Source organism: Paenibacillus tyrphae (genome assembly GCF_027925525.1).
Classification (GTDB): Bacteria; Bacillota; Bacilli; order Paenibacillales; family NBRC-103111; genus Paenibacillus_G; species Paenibacillus_G tyrfis_B.
This window is the reverse complement of record NZ_BSDJ01000008.1, coordinates 88,996-104,125: the sequence shown is the minus strand read 5'-3', so window position 1 is coordinate 104,125 and position 15,130 is coordinate 88,996. Positions and strand designations below refer to the sequence as shown.

Sequence of the window (15,130 nt, the reverse complement as noted above, 5' to 3'; positions counted from 1 at the left end):
AGGCAATCCGAACGGGATTCAGATGCTTCGGAGCGTAAGAGCTAAGCCGGCTTCCAAACGATATCTCAAGGCCGGTAAAGGCGCGGAGAAGCGGCCATTTCATTATATAGCGTGCCGAATCGGGAAGTAAATGCCAAGGCTTGGATAGCGGACTTTTTCGGAGGGAGACGGCGCATAGGCTTTATTTTGAACAGGCAACCGGGGAGATAAGCCGCATATGGAAGCTTGCGGTTAAGTCGCAAGCCTCCGGACGACCTAGGTGAAGAGCTTCTTGGTGGAATAAGGATACGGATGAAGATGAACAGCGGTTGAAGATACCTTTAGTGGGCTGGCGCGCCGGTTTCTTCCGGCAGAAAGGGGACTTGCCTCGCAAACTCGGTTTCAAGCGTAGTCATGCGGTGTTCCATGGCTGACAATTTGCGCTCAAGGGCGGCAAAGCTTAGGGAAATTCCGGCATAACGCTTATGCAGGTCCGTCAGCTCTTTCGTGATCGCTTTCAATTGATTTTCCATGCGTCGAAAGCACCCCTCTCTCGTATTTTTCGTTATTTATATGATTCGGGCGGCGCAGAGCTGTTTAGGTCCGTCGGCAGGGAGAGTGGGGAAATACGGTGATTAAGCCGTGCTTCCATCCCTATGACCACAAAAAAACATACTCGTCCGGCGGGAAATCTGGTACAATTCGGGTGTAGATTTACGCAGCAAGAAGGGAGCTCCGGACACCCGATGATCTATTTGCGCCATTCGAAATGGCTACGTTTTGTTGTTTCCTTAATCGCGCTTACGCTGCTGGTGTCGGCGTATCGGATTTTTACCGTAGAAGGCGAGGCCCGTACTCCCAAATTCGTCTTAATGCGTCTGGAGGACATCGGTCCCGGCGGACAATATGCTTCGCTTGAGGAACTTGGAAAGTTGAGAACCGTGCTGGAATATTTGCGCGACCAAAAGGTGGCGTACCATATGGCGGTCATTCCCCGCTGGATCAATTTGCCCCCGGACGGATCGCGGTACGACGTACCTCTTGACCAAGAGGGCAGTCCGTACGCGGCGGCTTTCCGCAAGGTGCTCCAGCAGGCTTCGGACACCGGCGCGGTCATTGGCATGCACGGTTACACGCACCAAGTCGGCAGCGTGCGCCGGGATGACGGCCACCACGAATCGGGAATCGGCAACGAGTTCCAAGTGTCGGATGTGGAAGAAACGATGAAGACATCGTATGCGGAGCAGCGCATCAAAGACGGGCTTGCGATATTCGAGCGTGCGGGACTGAAGCCGCAGTTTTGGGAGTCGCCGCATTACCGGACCACCGCCGAACAGGATGGGGTGTTCCGCTCCTACTTCGGCCTGAACTATCAGGCGGAGGTACAGACTCACCGCAATGCCGAAAGCGTCTTTTATTGGAATCAGCGTAATTCCGGCTACGGCAGTCCGACGCTTGGCGCGGCTTACGTTCCGACACCTTACGACTACATTCCTTATAATAAAGACGAGAAAATGATTGTGGACCGGGTCGGTCAATCGAATCATTTGGCTTCCTTTTTTTATCATCCCTTTCTTGAGTTTAAATATTTGACCCCCGTCCTGGACCCGGGAGGCGAACCGGTCTTGCGGGACGGACTTCCGGAATTCCGTTACCCCGAGCAGAATAAGAGCGTGCTGCAAAAGCTCATCGCCGGCCTGCGGGCGAAAGGATATGCCTTCCGCTCCATCCACGACTATGTTCCGTTCACGCCTGCTCAGAGCGTCAAGCTGCTGCCGGGCGGCAAACAGAACGTATTTCTCGAAGATGTCGACGGCGACGGGCAAGCCGATACGGTGCAGTGGAATGCGGCGAATGGGGAGATCAGTGTGATTCCCGGTCGGTTCAAGGGACGGCGCAATGAAGCGCAGCCGGCACCGGTGCGATGGGGGCAGGCGGAATATGCGAACGGGGCTGCCGCCGCCGTCAGCGGCAAAGATGCGGAAGGGCTGTGCAGCTTCTGGATGGCGAACCCGGGCGGGCACTTGGAGCGCTATGTATCGGACGGGCGGCAGTTCCATCTGGCGCAGAGCTGGAAGATTGAAGCCAAAGCTTGGAGCTCCTTATATACGCTCCCGTTATCGAACGGCGATGTGATTGTGGCCGGACTAACGAAGGATAGGCTACAGCTATACGGCTGGCGAATCCGGGGGAAGGAGCTGAAGCCGATTAAACCGTACAAGCTCCGAAGCGAAATGAATCAGGAGCTTCAGGTGCGCATGGAGGGCGGCCCAGCGCTGTTTGCCTCTAAAGACGGCGCCTCGGGCGGCATTCAGCTTCAGCCGGATACCGCCGACATGACGTGGAAGCTGACCCGTGTGGATCTCGGTCTCCCGAATGAAGACGGCTTGATTCGGCTCGGGGACTTTAACGGGGACGGCCGGGAAGACGCGCTTCGCTGGGACCCGAAGACGATGCGCTGCACCGTCTATGCAAGGGACGAGGACCGGGAGTGGAAGCTGCTTTCCACCTTCGGGCCGTGGGGGACGCCGGGAAAAGGCGTTAATCTGATGGTCCGGGACGTCGATGGCAATGGAAAAGCGGACCTGGTATTGATCGACCGCTCCGGCGGTACCTTGGATTTCGCCTTATCTTACCAAACCAAATAAGCAAGCTATGGAAATGTACTGACAGAGCGTCAGCTATGATATTGCATATATTATTCATTGAACTGTTACCTGGCCCGGCGAATTACGCCGGGCCGTTTTACATAGGAAAGAAAGCAGCAAGAATCTGCCTTGGAATAGGAAGAAAAGACTATAGTATTTTCTCCCTTGTTCAGTTCGGCAAATTCAGGCACAATGGGAAGAGATAGGTAGGCCGGAGTCTGGAAAAAGCAGGATTTAACGCTTGAGGGGCGAATACACAATTGATCGAACCGATCAGTTTTAAAACATCATTATGTCAACAAGAATACCAAACGAAATTGGCTGAAAGAATCGCAAGCGGCATCCGCCGGTATCTCGAAGCCGGAGGAGCGTGAGGTAGCACATGCCGCTGGAACGAATATCGAGGCGGGTTGCCGCATTTTTCACCATTGTCGTTTTTTTGATCGTAGGGCTGATTGCGGGAGAACGGTTGTTCTTCAACTACGGCAATTCTCCGACGGCAGTTCAGGGCGAATTGGATCTACGGGGATGGGATTGGAACCGGAAAGGGCATCTTCCGCTGAACGGCGAGTGGGAGTTTTATTGGAACGAATTCAAGCACCCCGAAGACTTGGCGGCGGATCGCTTCGGAGCGCCAAAAAGCTACGCCAAGCTTCCGGGTTCCTGGAACGATACGACGAAGGACGGAAAGGTGCTGACGGGCGAAGGATACGCCACTTACCGGCTCAAGATTTTATTGTCCGATCATGATCGGATGTTCGCCCTGCGGCTTCCTCCGATCTATACGTCCTATAGGCTGTGGGTAAACGGAGAGGAAATCGCGTCGGCCGGTACCGTAAGCAGATCCGAGCCGGAAGCGAAGCCTCATTTTATGACCCAGTTGGCTGTGGCCCATACCCATTTGAGCGAGATGGAGCTGATTCTCCAGATATCGAATTATTCGCACGAGAAGGGCGGCATCCGGCAGCCGATCGAGTTCGGCCCGTTTGAGTCGGTAGCGAGAGCGAAGCAACTGTCGGTCGGCTTCGATACGCTGCTGATCGGCAGCCTGCTGATCATGGGGCTTTATCATCTCGGTCTGTTTGTCGTGAGGACCAAAGAGCTGGCCATGCTTTATTTCGGCTTATTTTGCCTTGTATTCTGCCTGCGCATGGCGCTGATCGGGGAAATGGTCGTGACCCAGGCGATTCCCCGCTTCGATTGGACGCTGGCTCTGGTTCTGGAGTATTTGACGGCAGATTTGAGCATGCCGCTGTTCGTCTTGTTTTTCGCCAGCATGTATCCGAGGGAAAGCTCGCGGAAAATCACGACCTTCTTCTGTGCGGTCACGCTGGGTTACGCCGTGGTCATTCCACTGCTGCCAACCGTGCTGTTTTCGAAATGGCTTGTCGTCCTGCAACTGATCGTGGGAGCGTGCATTTGCTACATCATAAGCATCATCGTGCTCGCTTTTTTGCGCCGCAGAGAGGGCAGCGGACTGCTGCTGTTCGCCAGCTTGATCTTCGCGGCTACAATTGTAAACGACATGCTGTACGCTCACGAGCTGGTGCAGACGACGGACAAGATGTCCGCTTTTGGCTTGTTGATCTTTATTTTCTCCCAGTCGGTGCTGCTGTCTGTCAAGTTGTCGCGGGGGTACGGGAGCGAGGAGAAGCTTTCGGCCGCTTTGACGCAGCTGAACAGCGGGCTTCATGACAAGATCAAGGAACGGACGGCCGATCTGGAGCAGGCGAATCTGGAGCTGCAGCGTAAAAACGACGAGCTGTCGCGGATGGAGAAGTCCCGGAGTCGGCTGCTCAGCAACATATCGCATGATCTGGGCACGCCGCTGACGACGATCCAGTGCTATCTGGAAGCCGTGCTGGACGGTATCGTGGATACGGAGGAGCAGAAGGAACGTTATTTGCGGCTTGTTCACAGCAAAGTCGTCAGCATGGACCGGTTGATCGAGGACCTGTTCCAGCTCTCCCAGCTTGAAGCGAGACAGGTGACTTTCAAAAAGCAGCTCATGCGCACCGACCGTCTGATCGAGCTGCTGTTCAGCCGCTACGAACTGGATACGCGCAATGCGGGCATTCATTATATGCTGACGCTTCGGGCCGATGGAGACGATCCGGCGCGTGAATTTTCCGCGGTGGAGGTCGATCTGGAGCGACTGCATCAGGTGTTCAGCAACTTGATCTTCAATGCGATCAAGTTCACGCCGGAAGGCGGCTCCATTCAGGTAGAAATGATCGACGACGGGGAACAACTGCTGTGCCGGTTCAGCGATACGGGGGGCGGCATCAACGAACAGGATTTGCCTTACGTGTTCGACCGGTTCTATACCAGCAACCGATCGCGTAATTCCGCTGCGGGCGGCAAAGGGCTCGGGCTGTCCATATCCAGAGAAATCATAGAATATCATGGGGGACGAATCTGGGTTGACCGGACCGAACCGGGACGAGGAACCGTGTTCTGCTTCACGATACCCGTTGCCAATCCCCAAAAAAAGCTTGACCGGCAACAGTCCAATTGTTTATTCTCTTCTTAGGACCAGGGAACTACATCGATGCGGTGGTGAAACGGATGACGGAGCAAACAGTGTTAGTTGTGGAAGATGATCCCGAGATTCGGGAAGTGATCCGTCTTTACTTAGAAAAAAACAATTACCGTGTCCTGCTCGCAACCAGCGGCGAAGATGCGCTTAAGATCGCGGAGGCGGAGCGGCCGGATCTGGCGATATTGGATGTGCTTCTGCCGGGGCGAAGCGGCTTTGAAGTATGCCGGGAGCTTCGGGCGGTTTCTCCCGTGCCGATCTTATTTTTGAGCTGCAAAAAAGACGAAGCGGACAAAATCGCTGGCTTGAATCTGGGCGGCGACGATTATATTACGAAGCCATTCAGCCCGAACGAGCTGATGGCCCGGGTACGCGCCCATTTGCGCAGGCCGCATCTGGCTGCGGCGGAGCAGGCGGGAGGACAGCCCGACAAGCTGGTCGTCGGACATTTGCGGATCGACCGGTTAAGCCGTGTGGTGAGAGTGAACGGGCAAGAAGTAACGTTGTCCCGCAAGGAATTCGACCTGCTGAGCTTTCTCGCCTCGCGTCCGGAGCAGACCTTCAGCCATGAGCAGCTGTTCCGCGAAATTTGGGGGCAGGAGAGCTTCAACGATACGAGAACGATTATCGTCCATGTCAGCAACCTTCGCAAGAAGATCGAGCCGGACCCGTCGAATCCGAAATATATTATCAACGTCCATGGCGTCGGCTATAAATTCATCGCCGGGGGCGCCAGCCATGCACTGAAACTGTAAACCGTAACCTTGAGCCATTCAAGGCGCGGTTTATTTTTTTTTGGCCGGCGCCAGGGAGGAGAGGCGGTATATTTACGCTGGAAGTGCGGCAGCCTGTAATTTTTATCCCTTTTCGGCCCCCGAGGTTTATGCTACAACAGACTAGAAAGAGGTGGTGGCTATGCCGTGGTTCGGAGCCCGCATGCGCCGGGCGGCGGAGCGTTTCCGCGATTGGGGGCTCGAATGGAAGGTGTTCCTGATGACGTCGGTCGTCATTCTGATCGCCGTGCCGCTGACGGGGGCATTCTCGTTCAATCAGGCGGCCCGCTATATCGAAGAGTACGCCTATAACGCCGCGGACCGGACGGTCAGCCAGCTTAGCGCCAATGTCGGCAATGAGCTGAAGAACGTCAGCGACAAGCTGTACTGGATCAATTCCAGCGACGAGCTGGCAAGGGCGATCGACTGGAGCCAGAACCGGTCGGATGAAGCGTATTCCGTCATCTTCAATAATGTATTTTCGCTGTTCTCGAAAGCGAGTCTGTCCTCTCCCACGATTCGCGGGATTTATTTATATACGCCAAGGGGAGAATTTTTCGAAGGGGTTCCTGCAGCTAGAAAGGAAACCGATTTCAAAGAGACGGTCTATTACAAGGCGATCAAGCCTTCGTCGACGAACCGCTGGGTCTACGCCGGGCAAAATCCGCTCTTTGTCGAGGAAGGGGCGGTGATCGGTTTGGTCAGCCGGCCAGCCACGGCCACCGGGGCGCTGGAGCTGGACAATTATTTGGTGATCACGCTGCGGGCAGACTATTTCGAACGCAACCTGCAAAGCATCCAACTGGTGCCCGACGGATTCTCGATGATTTTGGACGAGAACGGCCGGCCGATTCTGCTGTCCTCCCGGAGCGAGGCGACGGAACAGTTTCTGGAGCAGGCGCAGGTACCGGATGTCTCGGGCAAACCGTCGTTTTTCGAAGTGAAGCTGGGAGATCAGACGTATCTGGTCAATCATAAGTCGATACCGATTGCCGGCTGGCAGGCGCTGGTTGTTCAGCCCAAAAAGCAGCTGCTCGTCAAGATCGCTTACATTAAATATTTTACCGTACTGCTGACGATGGCGCTGCTGGCGTTCTCTTTCTTCATGAACAAATCGATCGCCCGCTGGGTTACCCTTCCGGTACGCAGGCTGCAGCGGCTCATGTCCCAAGCTCAAAAAGGCGACCTCGACGTGCGCTTCGCTTCCGAGAGCCGGGACGAGATCGGCGAGCTGGGGCGGCGGTTCGATGAACTGCTGGACCAAATTCAGCGGCTGCTGAAGCAGGTGGTGGAGGAGAGCCTCGCCAAGCGGAGGGCGGAGATGCGTGCGCTTCAAGCACAGATCAATCCGCATTTTCTGTACAATACGCTCGACGAAATTTATTGGAAATCGCTCGAATTCAACGATTCGTCGGCCAGCGATATTATTTTGTCGTTGTCCCGCTTCTTCCGGCTCAGTCTGAATCGCGGCGAGGAAGCGACGACTGTGGAGAAAGAAATGGAACACGTCGGGCAGTATTTGAAGCTCGTCAATTATCAATACAAGCGGCAGTTCGCGTTCGAGGTGTCGGTGGACGAGCGGACGAAGGAAACGATCGTACCGAAAATCATCCTGCAGCCTTTGGCGGAAAATGCGGTGCTGCACGCGTTTAGAGACAACGAGTATCAAAATAACCGGATCTATGTGAAAACCTTCCGGGAAGGAACGGACACGACGGTGCTGACCGTGGAAGACAACGGCTCGGGGATCGATCCGGAGCTGATCGGACTTTTCAACGCACCGCTGTATGACGCCGACGCAGCGACGGGCGTCGCTTCTCAGAGCGGAGAAGGTTACGCGATTATGAATATCAAGGAACGGCTTCGTTACTTTTTCGGGGAGCGCGCATCGTTCCGGGCTGAGAGCCAGGTAGGGGAAGGCTCGCGATTTGAGATCCGCATCCGCGATGCGAAGGAGGAGGTACCGCATGAAAGTACTGCTGGTGGACGATAAGGAGAGCGTCGTGCAGGGCATCCGCAAGCATATTCCTTGGGAGACGCTCGGCGTGTCGCAGGTCGATATCGCACTCGACGGCAAGGAGGCGCTGCACCGCTATGCAAGCGATCCGGCCGATCTCATCGTGACGGATATCAAGATGCCGAATATGAACGGGATCGAGCTGATGGAGCACATCAGGGCACGCTTCGAGCGGGCCATCCGTTTCGTCGTACTTAGCGGCTACGAGGAATTCGACTACGCGAAGCAAGCACTCGCGCTCGGCGCTTCGAACTATGTTTTAAAGCCGGTTGACATTAAAGAAATGACCGGGATTATCGCCAAGCTGATCAGCGAGCTTCGCAAGGAGCAGGAACGGGATGCGCAGCGGGTGAAGTTTCAGCAAACGATCCGGCGCAGCCTGCCGGCTCTGCGGCAGCAATATTTGAACGAGATGATCCGATTTCGGGACGAGCGGCAGGTACGCTTGCGGGATAAATGGGATTTCGCGGAAATCCCGCTCAAGCCTTCGAGCTTCGGGCTGCTGGCTGTCGCGATCGACCGTTTCGACGAAATTTCGCATAAGTCCGTCGAGGAAGTCGAGCTCAGCCGCTTTATCGTCGAGAACATTATCGGCGACTGCTTGTCGTCGTGGGGGACAGGCATCGCTTTTTATGCCGAGTGGGGGCTGCTGGCGATGCTCGTCAATTACGACCCGGCCGAGACGACCAAAGAGATTAAGGAAAAGCTGTTGAAGTTTGCCGACTGGTGCCGTACTTCGGTGGAGAAGCATTCGGGTCTCACGGTAACGATCGGCATCAGCTCGTTATGTCCGGAGCTGCGCGAGCTGCCTGGCGCATACCGGGAAGCCTGCGAGGCGATCGAGCATGTGTATTTTTTCGGGAACAACCAGGTGGTACACGTGGAGGACTTGATTCCGTTCCGCATGAAGCGGACCGGCTACCCGGCGCTTCAGGAGCAGGAGCTGCTTACGCTCGTCAGGCGGGGCCAGGCGGAATCGGCCCAGGAAGCGGCGGCTTCCTTCTTCCGTGCGCTCGAAGGGGAGGAGGGCAAGCCGGCCGACTTCCGCTTCTCCTGTATTCAGCTTGTCACTGCGCTGAACCGGCTTCTGCATGATCTGGGGATGGCGGAAGGGGAACGCGGCCCGCTGCCCGAGGCGTGGTTTGAGCTGTGCAACCGCGCGAAGCTGGGCGAGTTAAAGGAGCATATTCCGGTCTGGTTCCATCAAGCGGCGCTGCAGGTCAAGCAGTTCGTCCAAGCGGGCTCCAAATCGATTGTCGGCGAAGCGAAGACGTTCATCGAGCAGAATCTGCTGCAGCCAATCGGGTTGTCGGCGGTAGCGGATTATGTCGGCGTCAGCCCCAACTACTTCAGCGGCCTGTTTAAACGGGAGACGGGAATCTCCTTCGTGGAATACGTCACCGATCTGAAGCTGGCCCAAGCCAAAGACTGGCTGGAGGACGCCGCCATTCCCATCTATGAGATTGCCGAGCGGCTTGGATACCATGACCGCAAATATTTCCGCGAAATTTTCAAGAAAAAGAACGGCATCACGCCGTCCGAGTACCGCGAGCAGCGGCTCGGCACCTCGACGGGGGAGGAGTAAATCCTCCCCCTAAGGCTGTTGAGAACGTGGTCTTTATAAAAAATAGAAAATATACGGAGGTGGGGTATCTACTGGAGGAGCGATAGCGTTCGCCTTTGTCTGCGGGAAATACCCGCTGTTAAGCGGCTTCAATCAAAATTTCCCGCTGACAACAGCGACCGGAAGTAGATACCCACCCCTCGTACATCTCTATTACCTCAATTTTCACCACTTTCTCAACAGCTCGAGGAGGAGAAAATCCTCCCCCTCGCTCATGAAAATTCCCTCCCTAGGAAATTCGACACGGTTCGCTATACTTGGAAATAGGAAGATCAACTCACGTATACGCAGAGAATCTTACAGGGGAGGACGAAGTCCGTGAATACAAAAGGCTATGTAAAGCTCGGATTGGCGATGGCACTGGCTTCATCGGCGCTGGCAGGATGCGGCGGCGGCGAACAAACGAAAACCGGCTCCGAAAGCGGCGGCGGGGCAAGCGGACAACCGGTCAAGCTGAAATTTTGGACCAATGCTCGGCATGACGCCGACTTGATGAAAACGAAGCTGGAAGAATTCAATCAGAAGTTTAAAGGCAAGATCGAAGTCGAATCCCAGATCATGACGGACAACTACGAGCAGGCGCTGCAAACGGCGATTCAAGCGGACGAGGCGCCGGACATTTTCAACGCCAAAATGAAGCTCAAGTTAGAAGATTTGGTAAAAATGAAAGCGATTCAACCGCTCGACGAATATTTGACGCCGGAAGTGAAGTCTCGCTTTGGCGACAACCTGCTGAAGGTCGACCGGCAAAACTCGCTGGACGGCAAAACCTACAGCCTTCCGAACTACGGCACAACCTGGAGGCTGGTCTATAACAAAGACCTGTTCGCCAAAGCCGGCCTGAGCGAGCCGCCGAAGTCAATGGCGGAGCTTGTGGACTATGCGAAAAAAATTACCGAAGCCGGCAAAGCGGACAACGTATACGGCTTCGCGTTAAATATGAAGACGCCTGCCTCGGCCTTCGAGCGCGGATTGCTGCCGATGGTTCGTCTCGACGGCAAAGACTACTACGACTGGAAAAACGGGAAGTACGATTTCGAAGTGCTGAAGCCTTACGTCCAAGCGCTGAAGCAAATCGTCGATAACAAAAGCATTCTTCCGGGCTACGAATCGCTGGACATCGACCCGCTGCGCAACCAGTTTGCGGCCGGAAAAATCGGCATGTATTTCTCGCTGTCCGCCGAGCCGGGAGTGTACGATACGCAGTTCCCGACCAAAGTGAACTGGGGCGTAGCGCAGGTGCCGACGCTCGACGGCGGGACGCCGAAGGGCGCGAACTATATCAACGGCGGCGCATCCTGGCTGTATATGTCCGGGAAAAGCAAGCACAAAAAAGAAGCCTGGGAGCTGCTGAACTTCCTCTACAGCGACGACGTGCTCGTTCCTTACTACGAGCAGGGGAAAGGCATCAGCGTCGTGCCCAGCGTCCTCGGCAAAGCGAAAGAGCCTACGCTCAAAAACTTCAAGGAATTCGCACCGAAGGACGATGTCATGTGGCCGGCATACCCCGTGCACAAAATCGAGGGCAAGCCGTGGCAGAACGTCATCTCCGAGTCGATTCTCGGCTTGACCCCGCTTGACAAAGGGATCGAAGATCTGAACAAGCGTTACAACGACGGCTTGAACAACGAAGAAAAGGCCGGCAACATGAAGCGGATCGTCGAGCCGAATTTCGACCCGCGCAGTCAAATTAAAAAATAAAGTTCTCGTTTTGCATAAGCGACCGGGCAGCAGGTGGCTCTCCTATATGGATATCCGGGAGTCGCCTGCTCTCTTTTTGCCAAAAACCGCCTACGGAAGGAGCTGATTTTCGTGCCGCTCAAAAAAAGATTGAAGGAATACACGGGACCTTACATCATGGTTCTGCCAACGGTCGTTCTCCTGCTGCTGTTTGCCATCTATCCTCTGGCATGGGCCTTCAAATATATGTTCTACGACTATGACGGCTTTTCGGATGCGACCTTCATCGGGCTCGAAAACTTTGTCCGGCTGTTCACGCGCGACTCGCAGTACTGGCATTCGGTCTGGAACACGCTGGTGTTTACGGCCGGGAAGCTCGTCATTACTTTGCCGCTTTCCCTTATCCTAGCTTTCATCCTGAACAACAAGCTGTTAGGCAAAAATACGATGCGCGCCATCATTTTCATGCCGACCATCATCAGTACGGCCGTCATCTCGCTCGTCTTCTACCTGATGTTCAACTCGTACAACGGGATTATTAACAAAATGCTTATGTCGATCGGACTAGTCGATCAACCGATCGAATGGCTCGGCGTCAAGTACTCGATGCTCACCGCCATTCTCGTCGCGATCTGGGGCGCGGTCGGGAACTACATGGTGCTGTTTCTCGCAGGCCTGCAGGGCATCTCGAACGATTTGTACGAAAGCGCGGCGATCGACGGCGCCAATAAGGTACAGCAGTTCTGGTACGTCACGATTCCGCTGCTCGGGCCGGTCATGCAGATCATCGTCATGCTGGCGATTGTCAACACGCTGAAGAGCTACGAAAGCATCATGGTCTTGACGGCCGGAGGTCCCGGAGGCAAAACGGAAGTCATGTATTTGTACATCTACAAGCTGTTCTTCCCGGTGTCCGAGGGCGATGCGGTCGTGCAGCAGTACGGCTATGGCGCTGCCGTAGGCTTCGTCTCCGCGCTGATCGTCGGTCTGCTTACGTCGGCTTACTTATATATCTCGCGCAAATCCAGTCAGGCGCATTAAGGAAGGAGGAACCGTATCATGAGCACAATCGCCGCCAAAAAGGGCACTTCCGTACGCGTCGGCCCGCTGCTGGCCTGGACGATCGTCTGGATTTTTCTGCTGAGCATCGTCATCGCGATATTGTATCCGGTCGTCTTTACGTTATTCGGCTCGTTTAAGTCGAATTTCGAGCTGCTGAATAGCACGAGCATCTGGCCGAAGGAATGGCATTGGAAAAACTACGCCGAGGCGTGGGAGCGGGCCAACTTTGCAAAATATACGTGGAACAGCTTGTTTATCTCCATCGCGTCCACGGTCATCAATATCATCGTCTGCTCGATGGGCGCTTATGCGCTTGGCCGGCGGATGTTTCCGGGACGCGGCCTCATCATGGGCGTTCTTGCGGTCACGATGTTCATCACGATCGGGGCTATTACGTACCGTCCGCTCTATGACATGATGCGCGAGGTGCATTTGCACAAGTCGCTGTGGAGCATCGTGCTGATCTTCGTCGGCACGCACCTGTCCTTTAATATTTTTCTGCTTGAGCGGTTCGTACGCTCCATCCCGAAAGACTTGGATGAGGCGGCAACGATCGACGGCTGCGGATTTTTCGGGATCTATTGGCGCATTATTTTGCCGCTGCTTACGCCGGGGCTGGGGGTCGTCGGGCTGTTCACGTTCCGCGAATCGTGGAACCAATACGTGCTCCCGCTTATTTTTACGATGACGAATCCCGACTTGCGGCCGCTGACGGTCGGCGTCATCTCGCTGAAGTACTCCGCCAACGCTGCGGCGGAATGGCACTTGATGCTGTCTGGCTCGATGGTATCGATGCTCCCGATTCTGGTCGTCTACTTCCTGATGAACAAGTCGTTCATCGCGGGCATGACCAGCGGCTCCGTCAAAGGATAAGCCCGAGGGCTGCGCAAAGAAGCCTGCATCAGTCAACGATGCAGGCCTCAGAGTGTTGAAAAAGTGGTCAAACGGGATTATAGAGGTAACGAAGGGGTGGGGTATCCACTTCCGACCACTCTTGTCTTCGGGAAATTTGATTGGAAGCCGCTTACTAGCGGACATTTCCCGAAGACAAAGGCGGCCGCTATCGCTTCTCCAGTGGATACCCCACCTCCGTATGTTTCTCTATTTTTGCTTAGACCACTTTCTCAACAAGCTTAAGCCTGCATCCGGTTAGCGATGCAGGCCTTTTTGTGCTTTTGTGAGTTATAACGAACGATGGAACATCATTACTTCAGCTGCTTGATGATTTCCAGGTGCTGGTCGTTCGCTCTTTTCAACTCGTTGTTGTAATTGTCTCTCAGGAAGTTCAATTGATCTCGCAGCGCCTCGATCCGCTGTTGGGCCGATCCTTTGGCATGGATCTGCGTAATCAGCGTCTGAACATTCGTCAGCTGCTTGTTCAGCTCGGCCTTGGCCGCCTCCGCCGCCTTGGAATAATCGCCGGCCAACGAATTCAGCCTATTCGAAATATCCGTCTGCTTCGTCTCGGCTTCCTTCAGCGCTTTGTTATATTCCGCCTGGCTGGAGTAGGTTCCCGGGTTATCCTTGCGGATTTGGGCGATTTGGTCCTCCAACTGCTTTTTGTTCTGATTGTAGTTCTCCCGGATCGAATTCACGAGCTTGTCGTACCGCTCATTCTCAAGCTTGACTCTGTCCGGCTGCGCCGAAGGATTCGTATTCGGCAGCGTCGTGTTACCGTTGCCCATATCGACTTTGCGGATCAGGACGTCGTTGGAAAATTCGCTGACGGACAGCAAGGTGCCTTTTTTGTCATAATGAGAGATGATTCCGTTCATCATGTTGTTCTTAAAATCCCCGACCAGCTTCTCGCCCTTGGTCGTTGTGTAGGTTCCTTTGCCTTCGCGCCGTCCGTCGAAGAAATCGCCCTCGTATACGTCGCCGTTCTTGTAGACGAGCTTGCCGGCTCCGCTCGGCTTGTCGTTATCGAAAGGACCGGTATACTTGTCGCCGTTGTCGTAGTACAGCGTTCCTTTTTCCCGCTCGCCGACCGAGAAGGTGCCGTCGAATAGCAGCGAGCCTGTGGAAGAGTACTGCTTGCCGGAGCCGGTGCGCACCCCGTTTCTTAAATTTCCGTCGAATTCCAGCTGGCCGTTCTCGTGGTAGCTCTTGAGATGTCCGTCTCCGGGGAGCCCGTTCGACATTGTTCCTTCGAACAGTAGCTTTCCGCCCAGGTTGTACAGCTTGCCCCGTCCTTCGGGATACCCGTTCACCATCTGGCCGGTATATCTGTCCCCGTTCGGATAGGTATAGTCTCCTTTGTCGGGCTTGGTCGTGTCCGTGCCGCCGCCCGGTTTGGTCCCGGAGTCTCCGCCGCCGGGCCTGGAGCCGCCGCCTGTGGTCCCGCCGGAATTTCCGGGCCCTGTCGAATCCGCCGGACTTTTTATATATACCGACATGCTTTTTCCATCCCATGTCACTTCTTTGCCGCTCGCTTCGCTGACGAACCGCAGCGGGACGAACGTATTGCCCTCGACCAGCCGGGGCGCAAGCTCAAGCTCGTTCAGCCGGTCGTTAATATAAGCGTCCACGTCGTCGATAACCAGCTTAATGGAGAGGTCGTCCTTCGTGCCGGTCACGGTTTGCGTAGCCTCGTCCCAGCCGACCGTGAGCCCTATTTTTTCAAAAATCGGCCGGAATTGAACCAGCGTCGTTCCATTGTCCAAGATGGGCTGAACTTCGAATTTGATGGGCTTGCCGTCCAGATACACGCGCACCTGCGGATCGGCTGCGCCTGCCAAGCCCGGTGCCGCAAGCGCCGTCCACAGCAAACAGGCCGGCAGCATGGCGTACCATTTGTTCATACAGAAT

General features: G+C 55.0%; 10 protein-coding genes. 8 read left to right on the top strand and 2 right to left on the bottom strand.

Annotated features, from left to right (window positions below):
* Positions 1-320: 320 nt before the first annotated feature.
* The gene (locus tag QMG93_RS11765; protein WP_036686913.1) at positions 321-512 is read right to left on the bottom strand and encodes a hypothetical protein; all 192 of its coding nucleotides are present in this window, start codon (positions 510-512) and stop codon (positions 321-323) included.
* A 213-nt stretch (positions 513-725) separates the two neighbouring features.
* Between QMG93_RS11765 and QMG93_RS11760 the strand changes: the two genes are divergently transcribed.
* The 8 genes from QMG93_RS11760 to QMG93_RS11725 all read left to right on the top strand — a co-directional run bounded on the left by QMG93_RS11760 (position 726) and on the right by QMG93_RS11725 (position 13,195).
* Complete coding sequence (locus QMG93_RS11760) at positions 726-2,627, top strand: DUF2334 domain-containing protein (RefSeq protein ID WP_281936585.1); 1,902 nt, start codon at positions 726-728, stop codon at positions 2,625-2,627.
* A 382-nt stretch (positions 2,628-3,009) separates the two neighbouring features.
* Positions 3,010-5,160: a sensor histidine kinase gene (locus QMG93_RS11755; RefSeq protein WP_281936583.1), complete on the top strand. Its 2,151-nt coding sequence runs from the start codon at positions 3,010-3,012 to the stop codon at positions 5,158-5,160.
* Between the two features lie 35 nt (positions 5,161-5,195).
* Positions 5,196-5,921, top strand: a complete 726-nt coding sequence (locus tag QMG93_RS11750; protein WP_281936581.1) for a response regulator transcription factor — start codon at positions 5,196-5,198, stop codon at positions 5,919-5,921.
* 160 nt (positions 5,922-6,081) lie between these two features.
* A complete protein-coding gene (locus QMG93_RS11745; protein ID WP_281936575.1) occupies positions 6,082-7,932 on the top strand; it encodes a sensor histidine kinase in 1,851 nt (616 codons plus the stop codon).
* Positions 7,907-9,541, top strand: a complete 1,635-nt coding sequence (locus QMG93_RS11740; RefSeq protein ID WP_281936573.1) for a response regulator — start codon at positions 7,907-7,909, stop codon at positions 9,539-9,541. The genes QMG93_RS11745 and QMG93_RS11740 overlap by 26 nt, the downstream gene beginning before the upstream one ends.
* 357 nt (positions 9,542-9,898) lie before the next feature.
* A complete protein-coding gene (locus tag QMG93_RS11735; RefSeq protein WP_281936571.1) occupies positions 9,899-11,281 on the top strand; it encodes an ABC transporter substrate-binding protein in 1,383 nt (460 codons plus the stop codon).
* 111 nt (positions 11,282-11,392) lie between these two features.
* Complete coding sequence (locus tag QMG93_RS11730) at positions 11,393-12,301, top strand: carbohydrate ABC transporter permease (protein ID WP_281936569.1); 909 nt, start codon at positions 11,393-11,395, stop codon at positions 12,299-12,301.
* 18 nt (positions 12,302-12,319) lie between these two features.
* Entirely contained in the window at positions 12,320-13,195 is an 876-nt protein-coding gene (locus QMG93_RS11725; RefSeq protein WP_281936567.1) for a carbohydrate ABC transporter permease, read from the top strand.
* A gap of 332 nt (positions 13,196-13,527) precedes the next feature.
* Here QMG93_RS11725 and QMG93_RS11720 read toward each other — a convergent pair whose 3' ends face one another.
* A complete protein-coding gene (locus tag QMG93_RS11720) occupies positions 13,528-15,123 on the bottom strand; it encodes a stalk domain-containing protein (RefSeq protein ID WP_281936565.1) in 1,596 nt (531 codons plus the stop codon).
* Positions 15,124-15,130: the final 7 nt, after the last annotated feature.

What these genes read in the sequence shown, in the direction of transcription:
- QMG93_RS11755 (WP_281936583.1), top strand. Translation starts at nt 3,010, where the DNA reads ATGCCGCTGGAACGAATATCGAGGCGGGTTGCCGCATTTTTCACCATT.
- QMG93_RS11745 (WP_281936575.1), top strand. Translation starts at nt 6,082, where the DNA reads ATGCCGTGGTTCGGAGCCCGCATGCGCCGGGCGGCGGAGCGTTTCCGC.
- QMG93_RS11740 (WP_281936573.1), top strand. Translation starts at nt 7,907, where the DNA reads ATGAAAGTACTGCTGGTGGACGATAAGGAGAGCGTCGTGCAGGGCATC.
- QMG93_RS11725 (WP_281936567.1), top strand. Translation starts at nt 12,320, where the DNA reads ATGAGCACAATCGCCGCCAAAAAGGGCACTTCCGTACGCGTCGGCCCG.
- QMG93_RS11720 (WP_281936565.1), bottom strand. Translation starts at nt 15,123, where the DNA reads ATGAACAAATGGTACGCCATGCTGCCGGCCTGTTTGCTGTGGACGGCG.
- QMG93_RS11760 (WP_281936585.1), top strand. Translation starts at nt 726, where the DNA reads ATGATCTATTTGCGCCATTCGAAATGGCTACGTTTTGTTGTTTCCTTA.
- QMG93_RS11765 (WP_036686913.1), bottom strand. Translation starts at nt 512, where the DNA reads ATGGAAAATCAATTGAAAGCGATCACGAAAGAGCTGACGGACCTGCAT.
- QMG93_RS11750 (WP_281936581.1), top strand. Translation starts at nt 5,196, where the DNA reads ATGACGGAGCAAACAGTGTTAGTTGTGGAAGATGATCCCGAGATTCGG.